The organism is Vibrio salinus, from assembly GCF_021272385.1.
Taxonomy (GTDB): Bacteria; Pseudomonadota; Gammaproteobacteria; order Enterobacterales; family Vibrionaceae; genus Vibrio; species Vibrio salinus.
Genome location: NZ_JAJSDZ010000005.1, coordinates 1,004,507 through 1,022,529, shown reverse-complemented (window position 1 = coordinate 1,022,529; position 18,023 = coordinate 1,004,507). Strand labels below are relative to the sequence as shown.

The 18,023-nt window shown below is 35.9% G+C and carries 17 protein-coding genes; 12 read left to right on the top strand and 5 right to left on the bottom strand.

Annotated elements, in window-relative coordinates; translation table 11 throughout:
* Position 1 precedes the first annotated feature (1 nt).
* The 10 genes from LRQ06_RS04820 to LRQ06_RS04775 all read left to right on the top strand — a co-directional run bounded on the left by LRQ06_RS04820 (position 2) and on the right by LRQ06_RS04775 (position 8,415).
* The gene (locus tag LRQ06_RS04820; RefSeq protein WP_232765292.1) at positions 2-1,024 is read left to right on the top strand and encodes a glycosyltransferase family 4 protein; all 1,023 of its coding nucleotides are present in this window, start codon (positions 2-4) and stop codon (positions 1,022-1,024) included.
* A 25-nt stretch (positions 1,025-1,049) separates the two neighbouring features.
* Positions 1,050-1,802, top strand: coding sequence for a heparin lyase I family protein (locus LRQ06_RS04815; RefSeq protein WP_232765291.1), 753 nt, complete (start codon positions 1,050-1,052; stop codon positions 1,800-1,802).
* The gene (locus tag LRQ06_RS04810; RefSeq protein ID WP_232765290.1) at positions 1,795-2,241 is read left to right on the top strand and encodes a glycosyltransferase family protein; all 447 of its coding nucleotides are present in this window, start codon (positions 1,795-1,797) and stop codon (positions 2,239-2,241) included. The genes LRQ06_RS04815 and LRQ06_RS04810 overlap by 8 nt, the downstream gene beginning before the upstream one ends.
* A 2-nt stretch (positions 2,242-2,243) precedes the next feature.
* Positions 2,244-2,711 (top strand): glycosyltransferase, encoded by a 468-nt coding sequence (locus LRQ06_RS04805; protein WP_232765289.1) that lies wholly within the window; start codon positions 2,244-2,246, stop codon positions 2,709-2,711.
* A gap of 25 nt (positions 2,712-2,736) precedes the next feature.
* Positions 2,737-3,255 (top strand): acyltransferase, encoded by a 519-nt coding sequence (locus LRQ06_RS21095; RefSeq protein ID WP_308218813.1) that lies wholly within the window; start codon positions 2,737-2,739, stop codon positions 3,253-3,255.
* Positions 3,252-4,013: a polysaccharide deacetylase family protein gene (locus LRQ06_RS04795; RefSeq protein ID WP_373054806.1), complete on the top strand. Its 762-nt coding sequence runs from the start codon at positions 3,252-3,254 to the stop codon at positions 4,011-4,013. The genes LRQ06_RS21095 and LRQ06_RS04795 overlap by 4 nt, the downstream gene beginning before the upstream one ends.
* A gap of 627 nt (positions 4,014-4,640) precedes the next feature.
* Complete coding sequence (locus tag LRQ06_RS04790) at positions 4,641-5,120, top strand: hypothetical protein (RefSeq protein WP_232765287.1); 480 nt, start codon at positions 4,641-4,643, stop codon at positions 5,118-5,120.
* Positions 5,121-5,207: 87 nt separating this feature from the next.
* Positions 5,208-6,593 carry an O-antigen ligase family protein gene (locus tag LRQ06_RS04785; RefSeq protein WP_232765286.1) on the top strand — a complete coding sequence of 462 codons (1,386 nt, stop codon included), beginning with the start codon at positions 5,208-5,210 and terminating at the stop codon, positions 6,591-6,593.
* A gap of 160 nt (positions 6,594-6,753) precedes the next feature.
* Positions 6,754-7,728 carry a porin gene (locus LRQ06_RS04780; RefSeq protein ID WP_232765285.1) on the top strand — a complete coding sequence of 325 codons (975 nt, stop codon included), beginning with the start codon at positions 6,754-6,756 and terminating at the stop codon, positions 7,726-7,728.
* 66 nt (positions 7,729-7,794) lie between these two features.
* Positions 7,795-8,415 carry a DUF2057 family protein gene (locus LRQ06_RS04775; protein WP_232765284.1) on the top strand — a complete coding sequence of 207 codons (621 nt, stop codon included), beginning with the start codon at positions 7,795-7,797 and terminating at the stop codon, positions 8,413-8,415.
* Between the two features lie 58 nt (positions 8,416-8,473).
* On the opposite strand, the gene LRQ06_RS04770 is transcribed toward LRQ06_RS04775, so the two are convergent.
* Positions 8,474-10,012: a polysaccharide deacetylase family protein gene (locus tag LRQ06_RS04770; protein ID WP_232765283.1), complete on the bottom strand. Its 1,539-nt coding sequence runs from the start codon at positions 10,010-10,012 to the stop codon at positions 8,474-8,476.
* A gap of 241 nt (positions 10,013-10,253) precedes the next feature.
* On the opposite strand from LRQ06_RS04770, the gene LRQ06_RS04765 reads away from it, so the two are divergent.
* The gene (locus LRQ06_RS04765; protein WP_232765282.1) at positions 10,254-10,697 is read left to right on the top strand and encodes a low molecular weight protein-tyrosine-phosphatase; all 444 of its coding nucleotides are present in this window, start codon (positions 10,254-10,256) and stop codon (positions 10,695-10,697) included.
* A gap of 78 nt (positions 10,698-10,775) precedes the next feature.
* On the opposite strand, the gene LRQ06_RS04760 is transcribed toward LRQ06_RS04765, so the two are convergent.
* Complete coding sequence (locus LRQ06_RS04760) at positions 10,776-11,747, bottom strand: NAD-dependent epimerase (protein WP_232765281.1); 972 nt, start codon at positions 11,745-11,747, stop codon at positions 10,776-10,778.
* 259 nt (positions 11,748-12,006) lie between these two features.
* Here LRQ06_RS04760 and LRQ06_RS04755 point away from each other — a divergent pair, with 259 nt between their 5' ends.
* Positions 12,007-13,488, top strand: coding sequence for a NosD domain-containing protein (locus tag LRQ06_RS04755; protein ID WP_232765280.1), 1,482 nt, complete (start codon positions 12,007-12,009; stop codon positions 13,486-13,488).
* 22 nt (positions 13,489-13,510) lie between these two features.
* On the opposite strand, the gene LRQ06_RS04750 is transcribed toward LRQ06_RS04755, so the two are convergent.
* From LRQ06_RS04750 to LRQ06_RS04740, 3 genes are all read right to left on the bottom strand, one after another.
* Positions 13,511-14,707: a hypothetical protein gene (locus LRQ06_RS04750; RefSeq protein ID WP_232765279.1), complete on the bottom strand. Its 1,197-nt coding sequence runs from the start codon at positions 14,705-14,707 to the stop codon at positions 13,511-13,513.
* Positions 14,708-14,737: 30 nt separating this feature from the next.
* Positions 14,738-15,517 carry an outer membrane lipoprotein-sorting protein gene (locus LRQ06_RS04745; RefSeq protein WP_232765477.1) on the bottom strand — a complete coding sequence of 260 codons (780 nt, stop codon included), beginning with the start codon at positions 15,515-15,517 and terminating at the stop codon, positions 14,738-14,740.
* 94 nt (positions 15,518-15,611) lie between these two features.
* Positions 15,612-17,969: an efflux RND transporter permease subunit gene (locus tag LRQ06_RS04740; RefSeq protein WP_232765278.1), complete on the bottom strand. Its 2,358-nt coding sequence runs from the start codon at positions 17,967-17,969 to the stop codon at positions 15,612-15,614.
* Positions 17,970-18,023 lie beyond the last annotated feature (54 nt).

Here is an 18,023-nt window from a genome sequence, read left to right as displayed (position 1 = left end):
AATGAAAATTATTGTTTTAGGTACTGGTCAACAAGGCGGTATTGACTCTGTTATTAAAAATATTGAGGTTAATGCTTCTGAGAATCATACATTTAAACGCTTTATCACCCATTCAGGAAAAGGGAAAACGAAAGATTTATTCTTGTCAGTGTGGGGCGTTTTTATTGTTTTATTTTATTCTCTCTTTTTTAGCAATATTTGTTTCCATTTACATATGTCATATCGCGGAAGTTTCTGGCGAAAGTATGTTTATTTAAAAATAGCTAAAGCATTTTCTAAAAAAGTTATTATTCACCTGCATGGTTCAGAGTTTAAAAAATTTTATCGAAGTCAGACTGATAGCGTTCAGAACAAAATTAGGAAACTGATATCGGGTTGTGATTATTTCGTTGTTTTGTCCAACTCTTGGCAGGCTTATATTGAGTCGATATTCGATGGGAAAAAACAGGATAATGTCTTGGTTATTCCTAATTTTGCTGTAATAGAACCTATCCCTGATATAAAAAAACAGCCGATGCAGTTGCTTTTTTTAGGAGCTTTAATTGAACGAAAGGGTATTTTTGATTTACTGAAAGTATTGAAGGAGATGCCAGATGTTACTTTGAATGTTGGCGGTGGCGGTGATGTCGATGCATTCTGGAAAGCTGTTGATGAGCAGGGCGTGCGTGAGCAGATTCAGTTTCATGGTTGGGTTGATAAAACCAGAAAAGCGGAGTTAATGGCACAAAGTCAGCTATTGATATTACCATCTTACAATGAAGGGTTACCTGTTGTGATTCTTGAAGCGATGGCATCTTGTCTACCCGTTATTTCAACACCGGTCGGAGGAATTCCTGAAGTCATCATAGACGATAATACCGGATTTATCGTTACGCCTGGCGATGTAGATTGTATAAAGCAAGTTGTGGATAAAGCATTACATAATGCTGACTTAACGTTGATATCAAGCAATGCTAAAGCGTTATATGATGCTGAGTATGATGTGTCTGCAATTATTCCGAAGATAGAGTTTATTTACAACTAAATGATTAGCTGAAAAGGTAATTACCATGATTAGTAGAAATAAGTTTCCGGTTATTGCTTATATTACTTTGTTTTTTTCTTTGTCTGTCTATGCTGATTGTTCCGATGAAGTGAAGGCTTCGAAAGTTAAAGATGCTCTTAGCTTTAATCAGTCGTACAGTGATATTTATATTGAATCTCAAAAAAGAGCAATTAATATCGGAGATAACAGTGTTCGAATCGTTTTAAATGGAGACAACTCCTATATTTTTAATGGAGAACGTTCTGAAATTGATTTTAATACTTCCTATGATGTTGGTGATACTGTTGAATACGATTTTGATTTGGCGTTGATGGATAGTAGTGGTTATTATCAGGCATGGGATGGAGATTGGGTTATTATAGCTCAATGGCATGACCAACCAAATCCAAATAAAGGTGAAACATGGTCTACTTTTGGTAAACATTCACCTCCATTGTCTTATCAGCTACGCTATGACAATGGTCTGAAATTGGTGCTTCACTCTGAAAATCAGGAGCATGTATTCGATGTAAACCCAGGTTCTGAAGTTCAGTGTAATAATACAATTCACTGGTTGTACGAGAGTGAAGGTTCGGTAAAAGGCAGCTGTACTATCGATGGAACTGTGCATAAGTTTAGCTTTTCCGATCAGATAATGCTAAATGATTATTTCCATTATTTTAAGATGGGAATATATCGAGATAAAACGATCGATACCAATATGGGTGTTGAATTAAGATCCTTAACAATTACAAATGTAACCGATAGCAATGAGTAAAATATTATTAGTGGCTTCTCCCGGGGGACATTTTGTCCAATTGAGTTTGATTGCGGAAAAAATGCTTGGTAACCAGCGTATCGTTGTTGGTACATATGACAAATCTCCATCATTTATGCATTGTGAAAAATATTATCAGATAAGAGATTTTAGTCGTACCGATGCGTATAAAGCTGGTTTTGTGTCTATTAGTGCTATAAAAATATTAATGTCTGAAAAGCCTGATTTAGTTGTAACAACGGGAGCGGCTCCAGGATTGATATTTGCATTTATGGCAAAAATAACTGGAACGAAATCCGTTTGGATCGATAGTATTGCAAATTCGAAGAAATTATCCTTATCAGGAAAAATTGCTCGTAAATTTGGAATAAAAGTATTATCTCAATGGAAAAATGTTGCAGAAAAAAATGGGCTGGAATATCAAGGAAGAGTGATTTAATTATGATTTTTTTAACAGTTGGAACTCAGTTGCCATTTTTACGTTTAACTAAGATCGTCGATTCTTTAGCAAAAGAATTACAACTGAATATTAAGGCTCAAATTGGAGATTGTACATATATTCCAGGAGCGATTTCATCTCAAAATTTTTACCCACCTGATGATTTAGATAATTTATTTAATCAAGCAGAGGTCGTTATTTCTCATGCTGGTATGGGAACAATTATCAATTGTTTAAGATTAAAAAAGACGATCATACTGTTTCCAAGAATGGCTAAATTCGGCGAACACCGAAATGACCATCAGTTAGACACCGTAAGCTCATTTGAAGGAGTTAAAGGATTATACATAGCAACAAATGAGCAGGAATTGAAGCAATTATTAGAAAATTATCGTAGCTTAGAAAGTCCTGTGGGGCTTGAAACTCCAGAGCGTGAACAATTAGTTGAGTATTTATCCGGACTTATTTAACAATTTAGTATAATAGGACTTTGGTATGCTTAAGCACTTAATGAGATATGTAAAAGATTTTATTCAGATCCAACTCAGACAGAAATTACTTAGTTATAAAGTAAAATACTTAAATGCTGTTTATGGAATGCATATTCATCCTTCAGCAAGAATTTCTCTGAAAGCAAAGCTTGATAAAAGAAATGGTCAGGGAATATATATAGGAGAAGGTTCTTATATTGCGTTTGAAGCTAAGCTGCTGGCACACGATATGTGTAGGAGAAAGACCAGTAAGGTTGTTGTAGGTAAAAATTGTCATATAGGATGCAATACACTGATTTTACCGGATGTGGAAATTGGTGATAGCTGTATTGTTGCTGCTGGTGCGGTCGTTACTAAATCTGTTCCCAGTAATTGTCTGGTTGCTGGAAATCCTGCAGTGATAAAAAAAAGAGGTATTCACTTAGGATATTTAGGTATTTTACCTCCAGTTCAGGAAATACCTGCTGATACCGTACCTCAAAGTGATTCTGATGTTATGATGAAAAGTGAAAACAGACTATGATATTCTCCCGTTTAAAGTGCTTTATTTGTTCGATACTTTTTATTATTCCAGCCCTATCTCATGCTATGGACGAAAGGCAGGTCAGTGTAAGTTTGTCTTATGATGATGGGCTTCAGTCACAATTGGATAATGCTATCCCGGCGTTAGATCATTATGGATTTAAGGCATCATTTTATATACTCCCTACATCAAAAACTGTTAGTGGGCCGGAAGTTGAAAAATGGCGCAATGCTGCTGCAGAAGGCCATGAACTTGGTAACCACACATTATTTCATGAATGCAGTGTATCTAAAGGCAGAACATGGGTAAAACCTTATGCAAATTTAGATAATAAAACGGTAGAGGAAATGGTTGCAGAGGTCAGAGTTGCAAACACTTTTCTTTACTTAATCGATGGTCAGAAACGACGTCGATCTTTAACACTACCTTGCGGTGACAGCCAAACATCTAATGGTAATTATGCTCAAGCAGTCGCTAAGAAATTATCAACGTATATTTATGGTCGAACGTTCAAAAAAGAGCATGTTGCTTATTTAGCCCCATCAGGTATGTCAGCTAAAAAAATTATCAGATATATAGAAAATAGTTACCAAAATAAGCATGTTAAGATAATTATATTGAAATTCCATGGGGTCGGAGGTGATTACTTATCAACATCTAAGAAAGATCATGATAAAATTTTAACTTATTTAAATGAAAATAGGGAACGATTCAAAGTTGATACATATTATAATATTATGCAACGTTTTTTTAATTGATATGGATTTTAGATTTTATTAAATAATAGAATTAGTTGTGAATGACGATTATTTTCATTGAATTTACATCAGTTGATTTTAGGGGACATTCATGACTCTTTGTGTTAAAGGTATTGTTGGTGGAAATCTTTATATTAACAATCTGTCCAGTTCAATGATTTTTAATGTAGCTGTATGGAGATATTTATTTTGATATTATATTTATTTCTTTGAATGTTTATTTTTATTTTAATTCTCTCTGGCTTTTCTTTTTGTCAGAAATCTCCCTTAAGTCTGATAAAGTTTCTAATATAACTTTCCATAAATATCTTTCTTTATTAGAAGTTCTTTTATTTGGTGTTTGACTTTTTCAGTAGAAATATTTTAACACTGTTCTGGCTAAAAAGCGCGCAATATATTTTAGTTATTCCTTATGTTAATAATGAGATTATTATCTCAATAATGATACAGATATCAATATAAATCTGGTTTTGAAAGAAATTTGCATGTCTTTAACATAAAATTGAACTTCAATAAGGTGAAAAATGTGGTTTTCGGGTGTTTATTACCCGATATAATTAAAATTATTATTTTATAACCGATTGATTTTCTAACTAAATGATTTTTATAGCTTATTTGGAGATGATAATGAGAAAGTTATTAGCAGTTGGTGTTGTAAGTTTGTTGGCATCGGTCATGTCACCTTATTCTTTTGCTGTAGACACTAAGTCGGATGCCACTATTAAAAGTGATATGACTGTCGCGTCAGTTGAGCAGCAAGTGAAGACGTTACTTAAAAAGTTTCAGCCACAGGAGGCCATGTCAAAATTTGCTTCCGATTTCCCTGCAAATGCTTCAGAAGGATTAAGAGCTATTTATAAAGAATCTTCTGGTTCTGATTTAGCTGCTTTGGTCGTTGCTGCGTTTCAATCTGCTCCTGAAAATGCGTTATCTATAGCAAATGTGGCTCTTGAATTGGGTTTAGATCCAACATTATTGCCTGAGTTAGCACTGGCAGCCAATATAGATCCTACTATTATTGCTCAGGCAACGGCTGCTGGTGGTCCTTTGGGACAGCAACCTATCATTAATCGCCGGGTAAGAGGTAGCGGTATATCACAAAGCTAATTCTGCCATCATCTTAGTTTTTTCATGTAAATATGGTCAGCTTAAGTAGCCCATTTATGGGCTACTTTTTATTTAAATTGGTTAAGAATGTCAAAATCTGAACTATTTTGTTTTTATTTATTACTTGGATTAATTTTTTGGTTACCAATACCTTTAGCTAGCCATCGAATATGGGCTTGGTCAATAGTTGAAGTTATCGTTGCTACTCAAACAATTATCCTGTTTAGCTTTAATTTTAAACATTTAGATTTAAGTCGTTTAATTAAGTTTACGTGGTTATTGCTGCCATTGAGTATTTTTCAGCTTTGGGTCTTTATCCAAATCATTCCTATTCCAATTGACTTGTTACATTGGGTATCTCCATACAGTGCTCAATTTTACCATGACTATCATCGTTTATATGGCACTATTTCGCTTGATTCTTATGCAACGCAAACCGGATTGTTAAAAGGTCTCACTTATACATTATTTGCAATGAATAGTGTTTTATTAATAAATAGCCTTAAAAGAGTACGTTTAATTCTGTACGTAATAGTTGCCAGTGGAACTTTTCAGGCGTTTTATGGTGCTATTATGGTCTTGCTTAGAATTGACCATAGCTTGATATTTGGTATTCCGGAAGGGAATCGAGTGACAGGCAGTTTTGTATATTATAATCATTTAGCGAACTACCTTATGATGTGTTTATGTCTGGGGACGGGATTAATTATTTCTCAGATGCATCAGTCTAAGTCTGGTTCGTGGCGTGTTCGTTTAGAAAGATGGTTTGACGCCGTTTTGTCACCCAAGATGCTGGTTCGTTTGTGTCTTATTATTATGGTCATAGCATTAGTCATGACTCGATCTCGTATGGGAAATACCGCTTTTTTCTCCGTCACTTTAATTGGTGGTGGTATTGCAATGCTGTTTTATAAAAATCGCCCCAGAGCTTTAACAGTCTTAGTTATTTCAATTATTTTGATTGATACCGTGATTGTTGGTTCATTATTTGGGTTAGAAAAAGTGAAAGAGCGATTGGAAGCCACATCGGCTACAACTGAGACCAGGGATCAAGTTGTGGAGTGGAGTATGGATATTTTAAAAGAAGCTCCTTTTACAGGCACAGGATTGGGTGCTTTTTATTCAACATTTCCGTCTTATTCCCATTATAATATTGGTTATTATAACTATGCACACAATGATTATATTCAATTTTCGACGGAAGTTGGTATTCCCGCTACTATTTTTTTGGGAGTGGTTATTATTTTTGCATTGTTTAAATCTTTTAATGCTCTGAGAACCCGACATAGTAAAACCTTAAAAGGTACAGCAATAGGCTGTTTGATGGCCATTATTGGTGAATTAATTCATATTTCAGTTGATTTTAATTTACAGGCAATGGCGAATGTTATGACCTTTATTTTAGTGTTGGTGTTAGCCGGTATTTCTTGTCAATTAAAAGTGTCTAACAAAGATTTTTTTAGTAATAGGTAATTTATGTTGTATTTGTATTACTAATGAGATTACAGCAAAGTTCAATATTTATTCCATTCAAAAATTTGAATGTTTTCACGTAAAGTGAAATTTATTGTTATGAGTACATAGATAGTAATGTGCTTAGTGGATTAATGCCTCTATTTTGGGAGAGGAAATAATGAAAAAAACGTTTATATCATTAGCAGTGGCTGGTATTGCCTCTTCGGTAAATGCAGCAGAAATTTACTCGATGGATGGGGTGACTCTGGATTTATCAGGTGAAGTTGATGTTCAGTATTTTAAAGATCAGGATAAATCAGTTCATTCACAATGGACTATTAATGAAGCTAATTTTGGGTTTGATTTGACCTATGAAATGACTGAAGATCTTCTTGTTGGTACACATATGGATATTGATGCCAACGACGGTGATAGCGATAATGATGGTAAAGATGATGTTAACCGTGGTGATGTTTACGGTAAAATTGTTATTGATCAAGTGCATACTATAACATTTGGTTCTCAGTCAACTATTTTGGATGAAGCTGGCATCGGTGATGACTATGAGTTTGGCTTTACTTCATTTGTTGAAAATGCAGATTATGAAGGCGATCAGGTTATTAAATATAAATATGATGGTGGTGAAATGTTTTATGGTGGCATTGCATATTTAGAAAACAGAAATTCGACTTCGACAACTACATTTTCTGATGACTATCAGGTTGATGGGAATATTGGCGCCAGAATAAACGACTTGGAATTGACATTATTTTTAGCCCGGGCTCAAGAACAGGATAGAGATATATCCACATATGATATTGAAGCTCGTTATACTGTTGGTGATTGGTTATTTGCGGGAACATATGGTACATCTCAAACTGAGCAAACGGATGGTACCGATAGAGATAAATATACTTATGGTGTAACTGCTAGTTGGGCTGATGGCGGGCGTTTTGAGTATGCTGCAGGGTGGGCTATAACGGATACCAAGAACAGTATCGAGAGTTCGGTTAAAAATGGTGATATAAACGATTTTTATGCCAACGTAACGTATTCTTTATCGACAGAAGTAGCATTATACGCTGAAATTGGTCTAACTGACGAAGATGATATGGAAACAGGATACGTTGTTGGTCTGGATGCCACATTCTGATAATTTTGGTTTTATGTCTCGATAGACCACCTGCGGGTGGTTTTATTTTGAATATTGGATTTCGTGATGAAAAAATATTGGATAATTTTTTTAGCTCTATGTTTTAGTGTTTTTACAAATGCTGCAACTCTTCGGTTTCCGGATACAGTTGAGCTAATGGCTGTTAATGGGCAGAAAATGAAAGTAGATGGGCATTTAGTTGAGTTGCATAAAGGGAATAATGAATTGGTTTTTCGTTATGTTGAAGTATTAAAACATGGCACGAAGAAAAAAAAGTATCAATCTGCTCCTCTGATTTCTGTTATTAACGTGTTTCAGGATCGTATATTGACTTTGAGTCATCGGGTTTTTAACACCTACGCAATGGCTGAAGTTGCTTTCAGAAAGGATAATGTTAATTGGAAGTTATCTTACTCTAATGGTGATGTTAAAGCACTGACACCAGATGTCTTACCGGGAAATGAGGGGTTATTCCCGTATGCTAATATAGAAAAATTAATAGAAAAGTATAACCTTTCTCATAATATTAATATCTCACCAACAACATTAAGTCAGGTTTCAAGACCGGAAAAAATTAATATTAATACTAATTCAGATGAGTTTATTAAAAAAATTAAAGCTTGGTATCTGAATGCCAGTGATATAGAGAAAAAAGCATTATTGAAGTGGATGATCGAGCAGAATTAATCCATTTTATAACGAATAAATGCCAAAGGGAAACATGAGATGTTTCCCTACATCAGTATTAATCACTTGGTACTGTAGCGTCTATGTCTCTTTCATACCATTCAGGTTTGGTCAATACAACCAATTCATTATCAGATGCACGGCTGTTTATATCATCTATAAAAGCTTTAAAGAATGATTCATACACATTAATGCCAGGATTAGGGGTATCTGTTGTCCAGCCATCATCTGGATCATCTACTATTCTGTGGAAGTAAACTTCCATTGTTGTTCCACGCAATACAACCTGATCTATTAATTTTTTAAATTGATTGTATGTCATATATGACACTCCCTGCCCTGGAGTTGTCATTTCTCGGTCACCAAATCCAAACCGTGTGTACATACCTCCACCGCCGGTAATTCGACCACTTTTCATTCCAGCCTTAGCTAATGCTGCGGGTAAGGAACCTAGGTAGAAATCTTCTGTTTCATCGTTAAACATAACCGGTACAGTTTGAGTGGGGATTGTTGACGATAGCTTAACTGAATAGACATCGTCACCACCATTATTTATAACATATGTATTTTCAGGGACATTGACTCCATATACACGCATGCCATTTTGAATATCATAGGCTTTGTCAAAAACAACAGTATTTGTTCCATCGGACGTCATGCCTGATACCTGGATAGGTTTAAGTTTAGGATTAAAATAAGCCCCATTCGGGTAACACATATGGTACATCGCATCGGAGTTAACACTGTGCTCTTCCAAGTCTTCCCACTGGCTTGTTGCGTTCTCTACAGCATCACTAAGACTGTCAGCTTCAATCATACTGGTATCATCAGGAGAGCCATCGATAGATATTGCCCAACCCGCATTGTAAAGAGTCGTGACTTGATCCCATGTGAGGGAATCTGTTGTACCTATTATTTGTGTTGGAAGGTAAACTGTTCCAAGCATGCTGTACTGTAGCATATAGGGATAGGCGATAGTTTCTATTGTATCCTCGGCATCGTCGAATCCAATCACTATGGTCGCCTGACCCTTAGCATTGGTGTAGAGAGCATCAATTGTATTATCGATAAAATAAGGAGCACTGGCTGATGGAGAAGATACCAGAACAGAATTGATTGAGTCGTAGGCAGATAATGAGCTGTCTTCTGAGGAGTCATAAGCTATCCAGTAGGTACCTAGCGGACGTGTTGAGCTGAGATTAGCGACATTAACATTGTAATTTACCTTTGAATATGAGCTGCCTTGTCCGAAGCGCAGGGTAACATTGGTTGTAACGCGGGGAAGATTTTTTTTAATTGCAAATGCAATAACCCCTAAATCAGCAGTATCTATCGATCCATTTAGTGTTTTTTTTGCTTTTGGTTGAGAATTTCTATTACCGTTTCCGGTAATTAGCATGGCCCCGCTTCCTTCTGCGATTGGGCATACCGTAGTGAATTCACCTCCTCCTGAAGTATTCCAGTCCTCTGTACTATCGAAGGACAGTACTTTATTGGGGGTTGGTAAATCTTCCGATGCTTGCACACTTAATGTGCAGAAAACAAATAAAAGAAATATCAGTATTGAGTAACCTGTTTGACATATTTTTTTATACAAAATCGTACCTGTGCTTTAGCTTGTGTTTGATTATGTTATAGTCGTCAATATTTTATTTATCAAAAATGCTTTGGTCATTTTTATATGAATTTTTAAAGTGTGTTATTTTTATCGTTTTCTAAATTAATCTTTGTCTTTACTATATGAAAAAACAAGTATTTTTATCATTTTGATTACTAATAAAAATAATTAAGAGATCTTTGTTCAAAAAAAACTGAAATAATAAAGGTATTTATAATAGATGTTTGATAAGATTTTAATTATATGTACAGGTAATATATGTCGATCACCATATGCAAAAGAAAAACTGCACAATTTATTACCTGATAAACAAGTTGACTCTGCAGGTATTGCTACTCTAAAAAGTGGATTGCAGGATCAAGCGGCAGAGCCTGTAGCGGTAAAAGTTGCTATTGAGTTTGGTATAGATATTTCTTTTCATCGGGCAAAGCAAGTGACTCTGGATCTTGTTATACAATATGATCTTATTTTAGCTATGGAACGTGAACAAATAGAAGCTCTTTGCGATCAAATACCGACGGCGAGACATAAGTCTTTTTTATTAGGCCATTGGATTGGACTTAGTAAGATCGAAGATCCTTATAATAAAAGTGAACATGAATTTCGCCAGGCCTTTATTAATATTGATAAAGCCTTAGAAGCATGGGCAAGAAAATTGCTATAAACATTACTGTTCCTGGTGAGCTTGTTTTCTCATTTTCCTCTAACCTCCTTTTTGATAGTATAAGGTTAGAGGTGAAAATTATTCGTATTTGTTATATTCCCTGAACCATTCTACAAATTTGTTAATTCCTTCTGATAATGGAGTATTTGGTGTATAGCCAGTGATTTGCTCTAATTTTCCACAGTCCGCATAGGTAGTTTCAACATCTCCGGGTTGCATCGGCATATAATTACAGTTTGCTTTAATACCTAAGCTGTCCTCTATGCATTCTATGAAGTGACTAAGCTCGACTGGATGACTGTTACCTATATTATACAGAGTGTTATAACCAGATTTTTTATTTGGTATAATATTCTGAATTCTAAATATACTCTCAACGATGTCATCTATATAAGTGAAGTCTCTTTGCATTTTCCCATAGTTAAACACATTGATGGTTTTACCATTGCTAATTGCATCAGTAAAAAGATAAGGTGCCATATCAGGTCTGCCCCACGGGCCATAGACAGTGAAAAAACGTAGTCCGGTTGCAGGTAATTGGTAAAGGTGGCTATACGTATGAGCCATTAGCTCGTTGGCTTTTTTCGTTGCAGCATAGAGAGAAACAGGATTGTCCACTCTGTCGTCTTCAGTAAAAGGAATTTTTTTATTCATACCATATACTGAGCTTGATGAAGCATAAATTAAATGTTCAACGGCATTATGACGACATCCTTCCAGTATAGTTGCCATCCCAACCAGATTTGAATCAACGTAAGCCATTGGATTATCAATTGAGTAACGAACTCCTGCCTGAGCTGCCAAATGAATTACACGGTTAAATTTTTGAGTCGCAAACAATTCAGCAATCGAAATTCTGTCTGAGAGATCCATTTTCATGAAGTGGAAATTTGACAGGTTTTTTAGTCTTTTCAGCCGAGCAAGCTTTAGTTGAGGATCATAGTAATCGTTTAAGTTATCAATGCCAACTACTTCATATCCTTCGTTGCAAAGTTTTTCTGCTACAAAGCTGCCAATAAATCCGGCAGCACCTGTGACTAGATACTTCATACTTATCCTTTGTTTTTATCTTTCACAGAGAGTAGACATTATTATGTCAATAGTTAACAGTTTACTATTGACTTTAAATTTCAATGTGTACGATCTGTTTACAGTGTTCTTATTCTTGAGACAATAAAACTGATAATATGTGCAATGTCTTTTTTGCTTGAAACCGCCAGATAATCAGGTGAATATTATGTATCTGCAAGTTCAGTTTTAAATAATACTACAAACAGCAGAATTCGTGAAATAATAAGGATAGAAGCTTATGATACCTGTGTTGATTAAAAAATATCTGATTCTGACTGGTATTGTATTTAATCTGGTATTGGGATATTCAGTTTATTCTTTTGGAAGGATTCTGTTTGAAGATCAATCTTTACCAACAGTTCTTTTTCATACCGCAAATAAGTTTGCCCGTCATTCTGTGACAAAACCCGTGGCTGATGTTCTAAATCAAGCTGGAAAGAGCTTGATTACACCTATGTATTACTGGAAGCCTTTTGACAGAAGTCAGTGGCCAACGGTGGGACCTGATTTTAAATCTCCTCCGGTGGTAGTAAAAAGCCCTTCTCAGCAAATTTATGTGTCTGACTCAAAACAATTCATGGAAGCACTTAAGAAAGTAGAGCCTGGTAGTACCATTGTCGTTGCTGATGGTGAGTACATATTAAATTCAAAGCGTTTTCCTACCAGCAATAAAATACCAACAAAATCGTTACCGGTGGTAGTGAAAGCTGAACACCCAGGGAAAGCCAGCTTATTAATGAATACACTGGAAGGAATTTTTCTGAATAAACCTTATTGGACAATTACGGGTTTTAAATTTATAGGAACGTGCAGTAATCATAACTCATGTGAACATGCTGTACATATTGTTGGAAATGCTCACGATATTGAAATTACAAACAATGATTTTGTGGATTTTAATGCAGCAATTAAAGTGAATAAAAGGGCTGGAGCATATCCGGATAGAGGGAAGGTAGAGTATAACCATTTTTATTATACTAAACCCAGAGACACTAAATTTTCTGTTACTCCTATTAATATTGACCATGCTAATGATTGGTTGGTTTCTTATAATATCATTCGTGACTTTATTAAAATTGGAGGAAATAAAATTAGCTATGGTGCTTTTATGAAAGGTGGTGCAAATAATGGTGTGTTTGAGAATAATCTGGTTATTTGTAATACCTCAGAGAAACAGTATCCAGGGGCCTCGGTAGGTCTGTCAATTGGCGGTGGTGGTATGCCAGATAGAAGAGGTGGAGTTGCATATCAGGCTAATCACACTACGATTAGAAATAATATCATTTTTCATTGTAGTGACGTCGGAATTTATGTTAATAGCGGGAAGAATAGTGTTATAAATAATAATACATTGTATAACACTTCTGGAATTGATATTCGATTCCCTCAGAGTAGTGCTCTGGTTGTTAATAATTTATTTAGTGGCAAATTAAGATCTCGGGATCAAGGAAAAATTATTTCGAATTCAGGAAATATAATTTTTCCCCGAGATTTTTTTACAAATAAAGACGCATTAACAGATATGTTTCAGTCACCTGAAACCGGAAACTTTAGTATTACGGATAAGAGCTTAGATATTAAGAAAAATGCCGTTTCATATCCAGTTAAAAATGATGAGTATCTGACCGATTTTTGTGGAAAAACAATCACGGGAAAAGACAAATTTATTGGAGCATTTATTAATAGACATGGCTGCTTTAATTCTTCTGGTGAGGAATGACGGAGTAAGACGTTTTATCTCTCTAAAAATAATATTCTATGGCCATCTGGATGAAGTCATCGTTTCTAATAGAATAAAGTGGGTCAGTCGTCGTGCGGTTTTCACTCGCCCATGCGTCAATACTAAGGCTGAGTTCGTTGGTCAACCTTGTCGATGCCTCCAACTTATATAGACGGACATCACTGTTATCCAGATCTTGTGTCATTCCAAATAGCATTTCAGTGCTATCTTCGTCATTTAGTGAGAGTCTGAAAGCGGCAAAGACATCGTTTTGTCCTATCGCTAAAGAGTCTTCCCCCCGTGAATCATATAAATATTCGGAGAGGAGTCCTAAATCCCAAACCGTATTGAAAACACCAACAAGAGTGTATTCAAATCCACTATCTGTCGACGTATAGTTTTTGTAGCTGTCTTTGTAAACCGCTTCAAGTTTCCACAGCCAGCTTCCCATGGTTCCTTGTATATCAACTCCGGCATGTTTCATCTGAGCATAGTATGGAATTAGTTCTGCTCCCTGAGAAATTAAGTATGGTTCTCTGTCTGTTCCATGAAGATAACTGACTCCTATATCCCATTCTCCAAGAGTATTTGAATACCTGGCTGCATAATCGATATGTTTTTGTTTGTCAGATGACTCATATTGTGCTTTGTCCGTATTAATAGGAATCGTGGTTCTCAACCGACCTTTTGAACCAGGAAATGTTCTTTCTCTGAAATACGGCAGTAGGTAGAATTCTGTGACACCCCAGTCTTTGATAGCGGTAAACTGGATCATTGGCTGACCCAGTTTATCTTCACCATCAACAGACTCAATTGAATCTGTTTGATTAATGACATCAACTAAATGCTCTGACTCGGTAACTCCCCAAAAAACTTTATTAATGCCAACTCTGAGCTCATAGTCATCCCAATAAGTAAGATATTTTAATTCTCGTATATCTGCATGAGTTCTTTCGCTGTCCATGTGATCATAGCGATAAAAAGGGGTGAAGGTAATACTGGAGTTGTCATCATTAAAGCTCCAGTATAATTCCGGTTTCATCACAGCCGATGGCTGCTCTTTATCCTGAGAGTCATTCCCTTCTTTGAAAAATTGTCGGTATTCAAAGTTTACCTGTCCACTAAGCTCCGGTTCTAAGACGGATTTTTCCTGAGCCTGACATAGAAATGAAATCCCGGTAATAGCGAAAACAGATACAATAGGATTGATAGAAAACATGTTCTTTCTTTCCATATACGTTATGTGCAGTTATCTTACTCGTTTGAGAATATTCTTATTAAAATCTCTTTCTTTTAAGCCCGTTTGAAACTCAATATTACTCGTTTTTAGAATCGTAATTTTTCCTGTCTGATGGTTGGTCATTTTCAGAGTTAATGCTCGCCAGTATTTATTAAGATATTGCTTATAATCTGTTAAAATCAATGTTTTTAATTTGGTATGTTTGCGGTCGAAGTATTCCACTTTCATCGGCACGTATTCCGATTTATTAACCCAGGTGATAAGTTTTGTATAACCAGACATTTTATCAAGGGGCTTTTCTTCAACCACAAAGCAAGGTTGACCGCTGATGGTTTCGTCTCGTAAATAATTGAAATGATATTTTCCGATTTCAAATGAACTCAGATCTTCATATGAAAACTCACTACCCATAAATGGTCCGGATTTATTTCGCGAAGAAATTCTTTTGACCCGTTTGAGAGCTGGAAGATAAAGCCATTGATCATCAGCTCCGGTGATATGTGAATAAGTCAGGAATGCTGTTCCCTGGACATCCCGTGGTTCATCGAAGATTGTCAGTCCTTTATCTCCATCATTTTCAACTTCCAGTGATTTCATTCTCATGACTCGTCTGCTTTCATCTCCTTCTGCATTTTTCAGAATCATAATGACGGATGCTGTACTATCCAGCCAACCTTTATCTCTGGCTTTTCTTTCTTTCGCAATCTTTAAACCTTTGGCCTGATCAGCAAAGACGGTAGGAGTAACAGTTAAAAGAAATATTGCACATATTATTTCAGTACATAACATTTTTCGACCAATCTTCATGTGCCATGATAAAAAAAAGAGTTTCATCTGTTCCTCCTAACTGTAAGTGAGTAGTCTTTGAAAGAAAAAGTATTGATTATACTGATACTTTTTTTTTCTTATCTTTATCGAACATCATTAATAAACATGGAAGAAAGAAAAAATCGATGATCAGAGCCAGAAAAATAATGATACTGCTAAGTTTACCCATATCAGAATTCAGTCTGAACGATGACATTGCAAGTACAGAAAAGCCAGCGACGAGTACGACAGAGGTTACCCATAGTGCTCGTCCCACACTATGAAATGAGTACCGAATAGCGTTTTCAGGAGATTCTCCTTTGATTCTGGCTATCCGATATTTGGTAAGAAAATGGACACAGTCATCAACGACAATTCCAAGTGTTAGAGAAGCAACCACAGAAAGTGCCAGATTGATTTCTCCTGAGATTAATGCCCATAATCCGAACCCAATAATAGCTGGAGCCATATTGGGGATAATACTAAACAGTCCCAGTTTGAAGGAGTTCAGTGCCAGTACTAATAATCCTGAAATGATGATGAGGCTAATAGGTAGTGATATCAGCATGCTTTTCATATTGGTTGCACCAATATGAGCAAACATCAATGATGGGCTGGATTCTTTAATTTCATGAACCTTTCCATTGATATTATTGTGATTAAACCAACTGTGAATTCGGTTTTCCAAGTCTATAAATTTATCGCTTCCTAAGTTTTCTGTTGTAACCTGAATTTTAAGTGCCGATTTATCTATGTTTATTTGGTTATTTAAATCAAGTCCGTAAGGGAGAGACATTTCGTACATTAATAAATATTGAGCAGCCAATTCCCGATTATCAGGTAAACGATAAAAAGAGCGATCATCGCCGTGCATATTTTTATTAAGTCTTTTGAGAATATCAGTTAGTGAAGAAACATGATCGACTTCCGGTTGCTTTCTTAGCCACCGGGTAAAGTTTTCCACCGTCTTTAAAAAATCAGGGTCAACGATACCATGCTCTCTGGAAGAGTTAATGACAACACTGATTGTTCCCATTCCACTAATATGATCTTGCATAAAATCAGCAACCTGACGAAAATCACTCCCTTTATTGAAATATTTTACCGAGTCATCATTTATCCTATTCTGAGGAATTAAAATTGCTGTTGAAATAATTACAATTACGGATACTGGCAGCAGAAATTTTCTGTATTTAATAATGAAATTACTTAAATAATCAATCCGGTTCGTTTTTTTGTTCTCTGCCGGCGATTCAGCTTTTATAGGTAGTAAACAAAGTAGTGTCGGGAGCAAGGTTAACGATAGTATACAAGCAAGCATGACACCTAATCCTGCCAAGGTGCCAAACGTTCTTAATACCGGAGAATCTGACATGTTCATCATCAAGAAACCAATAGCGGTTGTGACTGACGTGATTAATACCGGCATGACATCGATTTTCAGACTGTGAATGATGGCTTGGGATTTATTTTCACCATTAAGCATCTGATGTCGCATTGTCGAAATTATATGGACACAATCAGCTACCGATAACGTTAATATTAGTGTTGGAATGTTAACCGTTGCGACGTTTATCGACATTCCAAGCCAGCCAGATATGCCCAGTGTTGCTGATACTGATGTAATGATCACGACCAATGTAGCCAGAACGCTGAGAAAAGATCTGAGCAATAGAATCAGAAACATGAGAATGACGACCAACATCATCGGGACTAATTTTATGATGTCCTGATGGGCGGAATCCATTAACGAATAGTTCATGGCGACAAGGCCCGCCCGGTAAAACTCAGTATCCGGATATTGTTTCTGGTACTTGCTAAGTAAGTTAGTCACGTAATCGTAAACTTCAACTATTTCTGTGGTTTTGTTTTTTTCAGGTAGCTGGACCGTAATATTTACGACAGCAACGTCTCCTTTGGCAGAAACGATAGAATTTTTAGTGACGGGTTCTGATAGTGCTATTTGTTTGATTTTCTGTATTGCCTGCTCCGAAAAGCTGAATTCATCCGGGACGAGATCCTGAACGATAAGATCATCTTCATTTTCTTCCTCGTTCCTGACTGATTCTGTATGTTGGTAATTAGTAAGAGAGTCGACTCGGCTTGAATAGGGTGTTTGCCATGCATCATTTGTTATTTTTTGAATGATGGATAATGTTTGGGGAGTAAAAACATTTTTATTACGGGGAGCTATAATGATAGCCAGATTGTCTGTTTTAGAAAACTCAGCTTGTATGTGATTAAATTCAAGTAGTTGAGGATTCCCCTTATCAAAAAAGATATTGTAATCTCCTCTGAAGGTTAGATCCTTAGCACCTATACTGGCAAGGACAATCAGAGTTAAAATTAATATTATGGATAATATGGGGTACCTGACAGTTTTTACTATCCATGTATCCAGATAAGAGCTATGGTTTTTATCCTTAATATCCATCTTCACCCCCTGTTGGAGAGACTCTAAATAACAAAAACAACCTTTGAGTATATT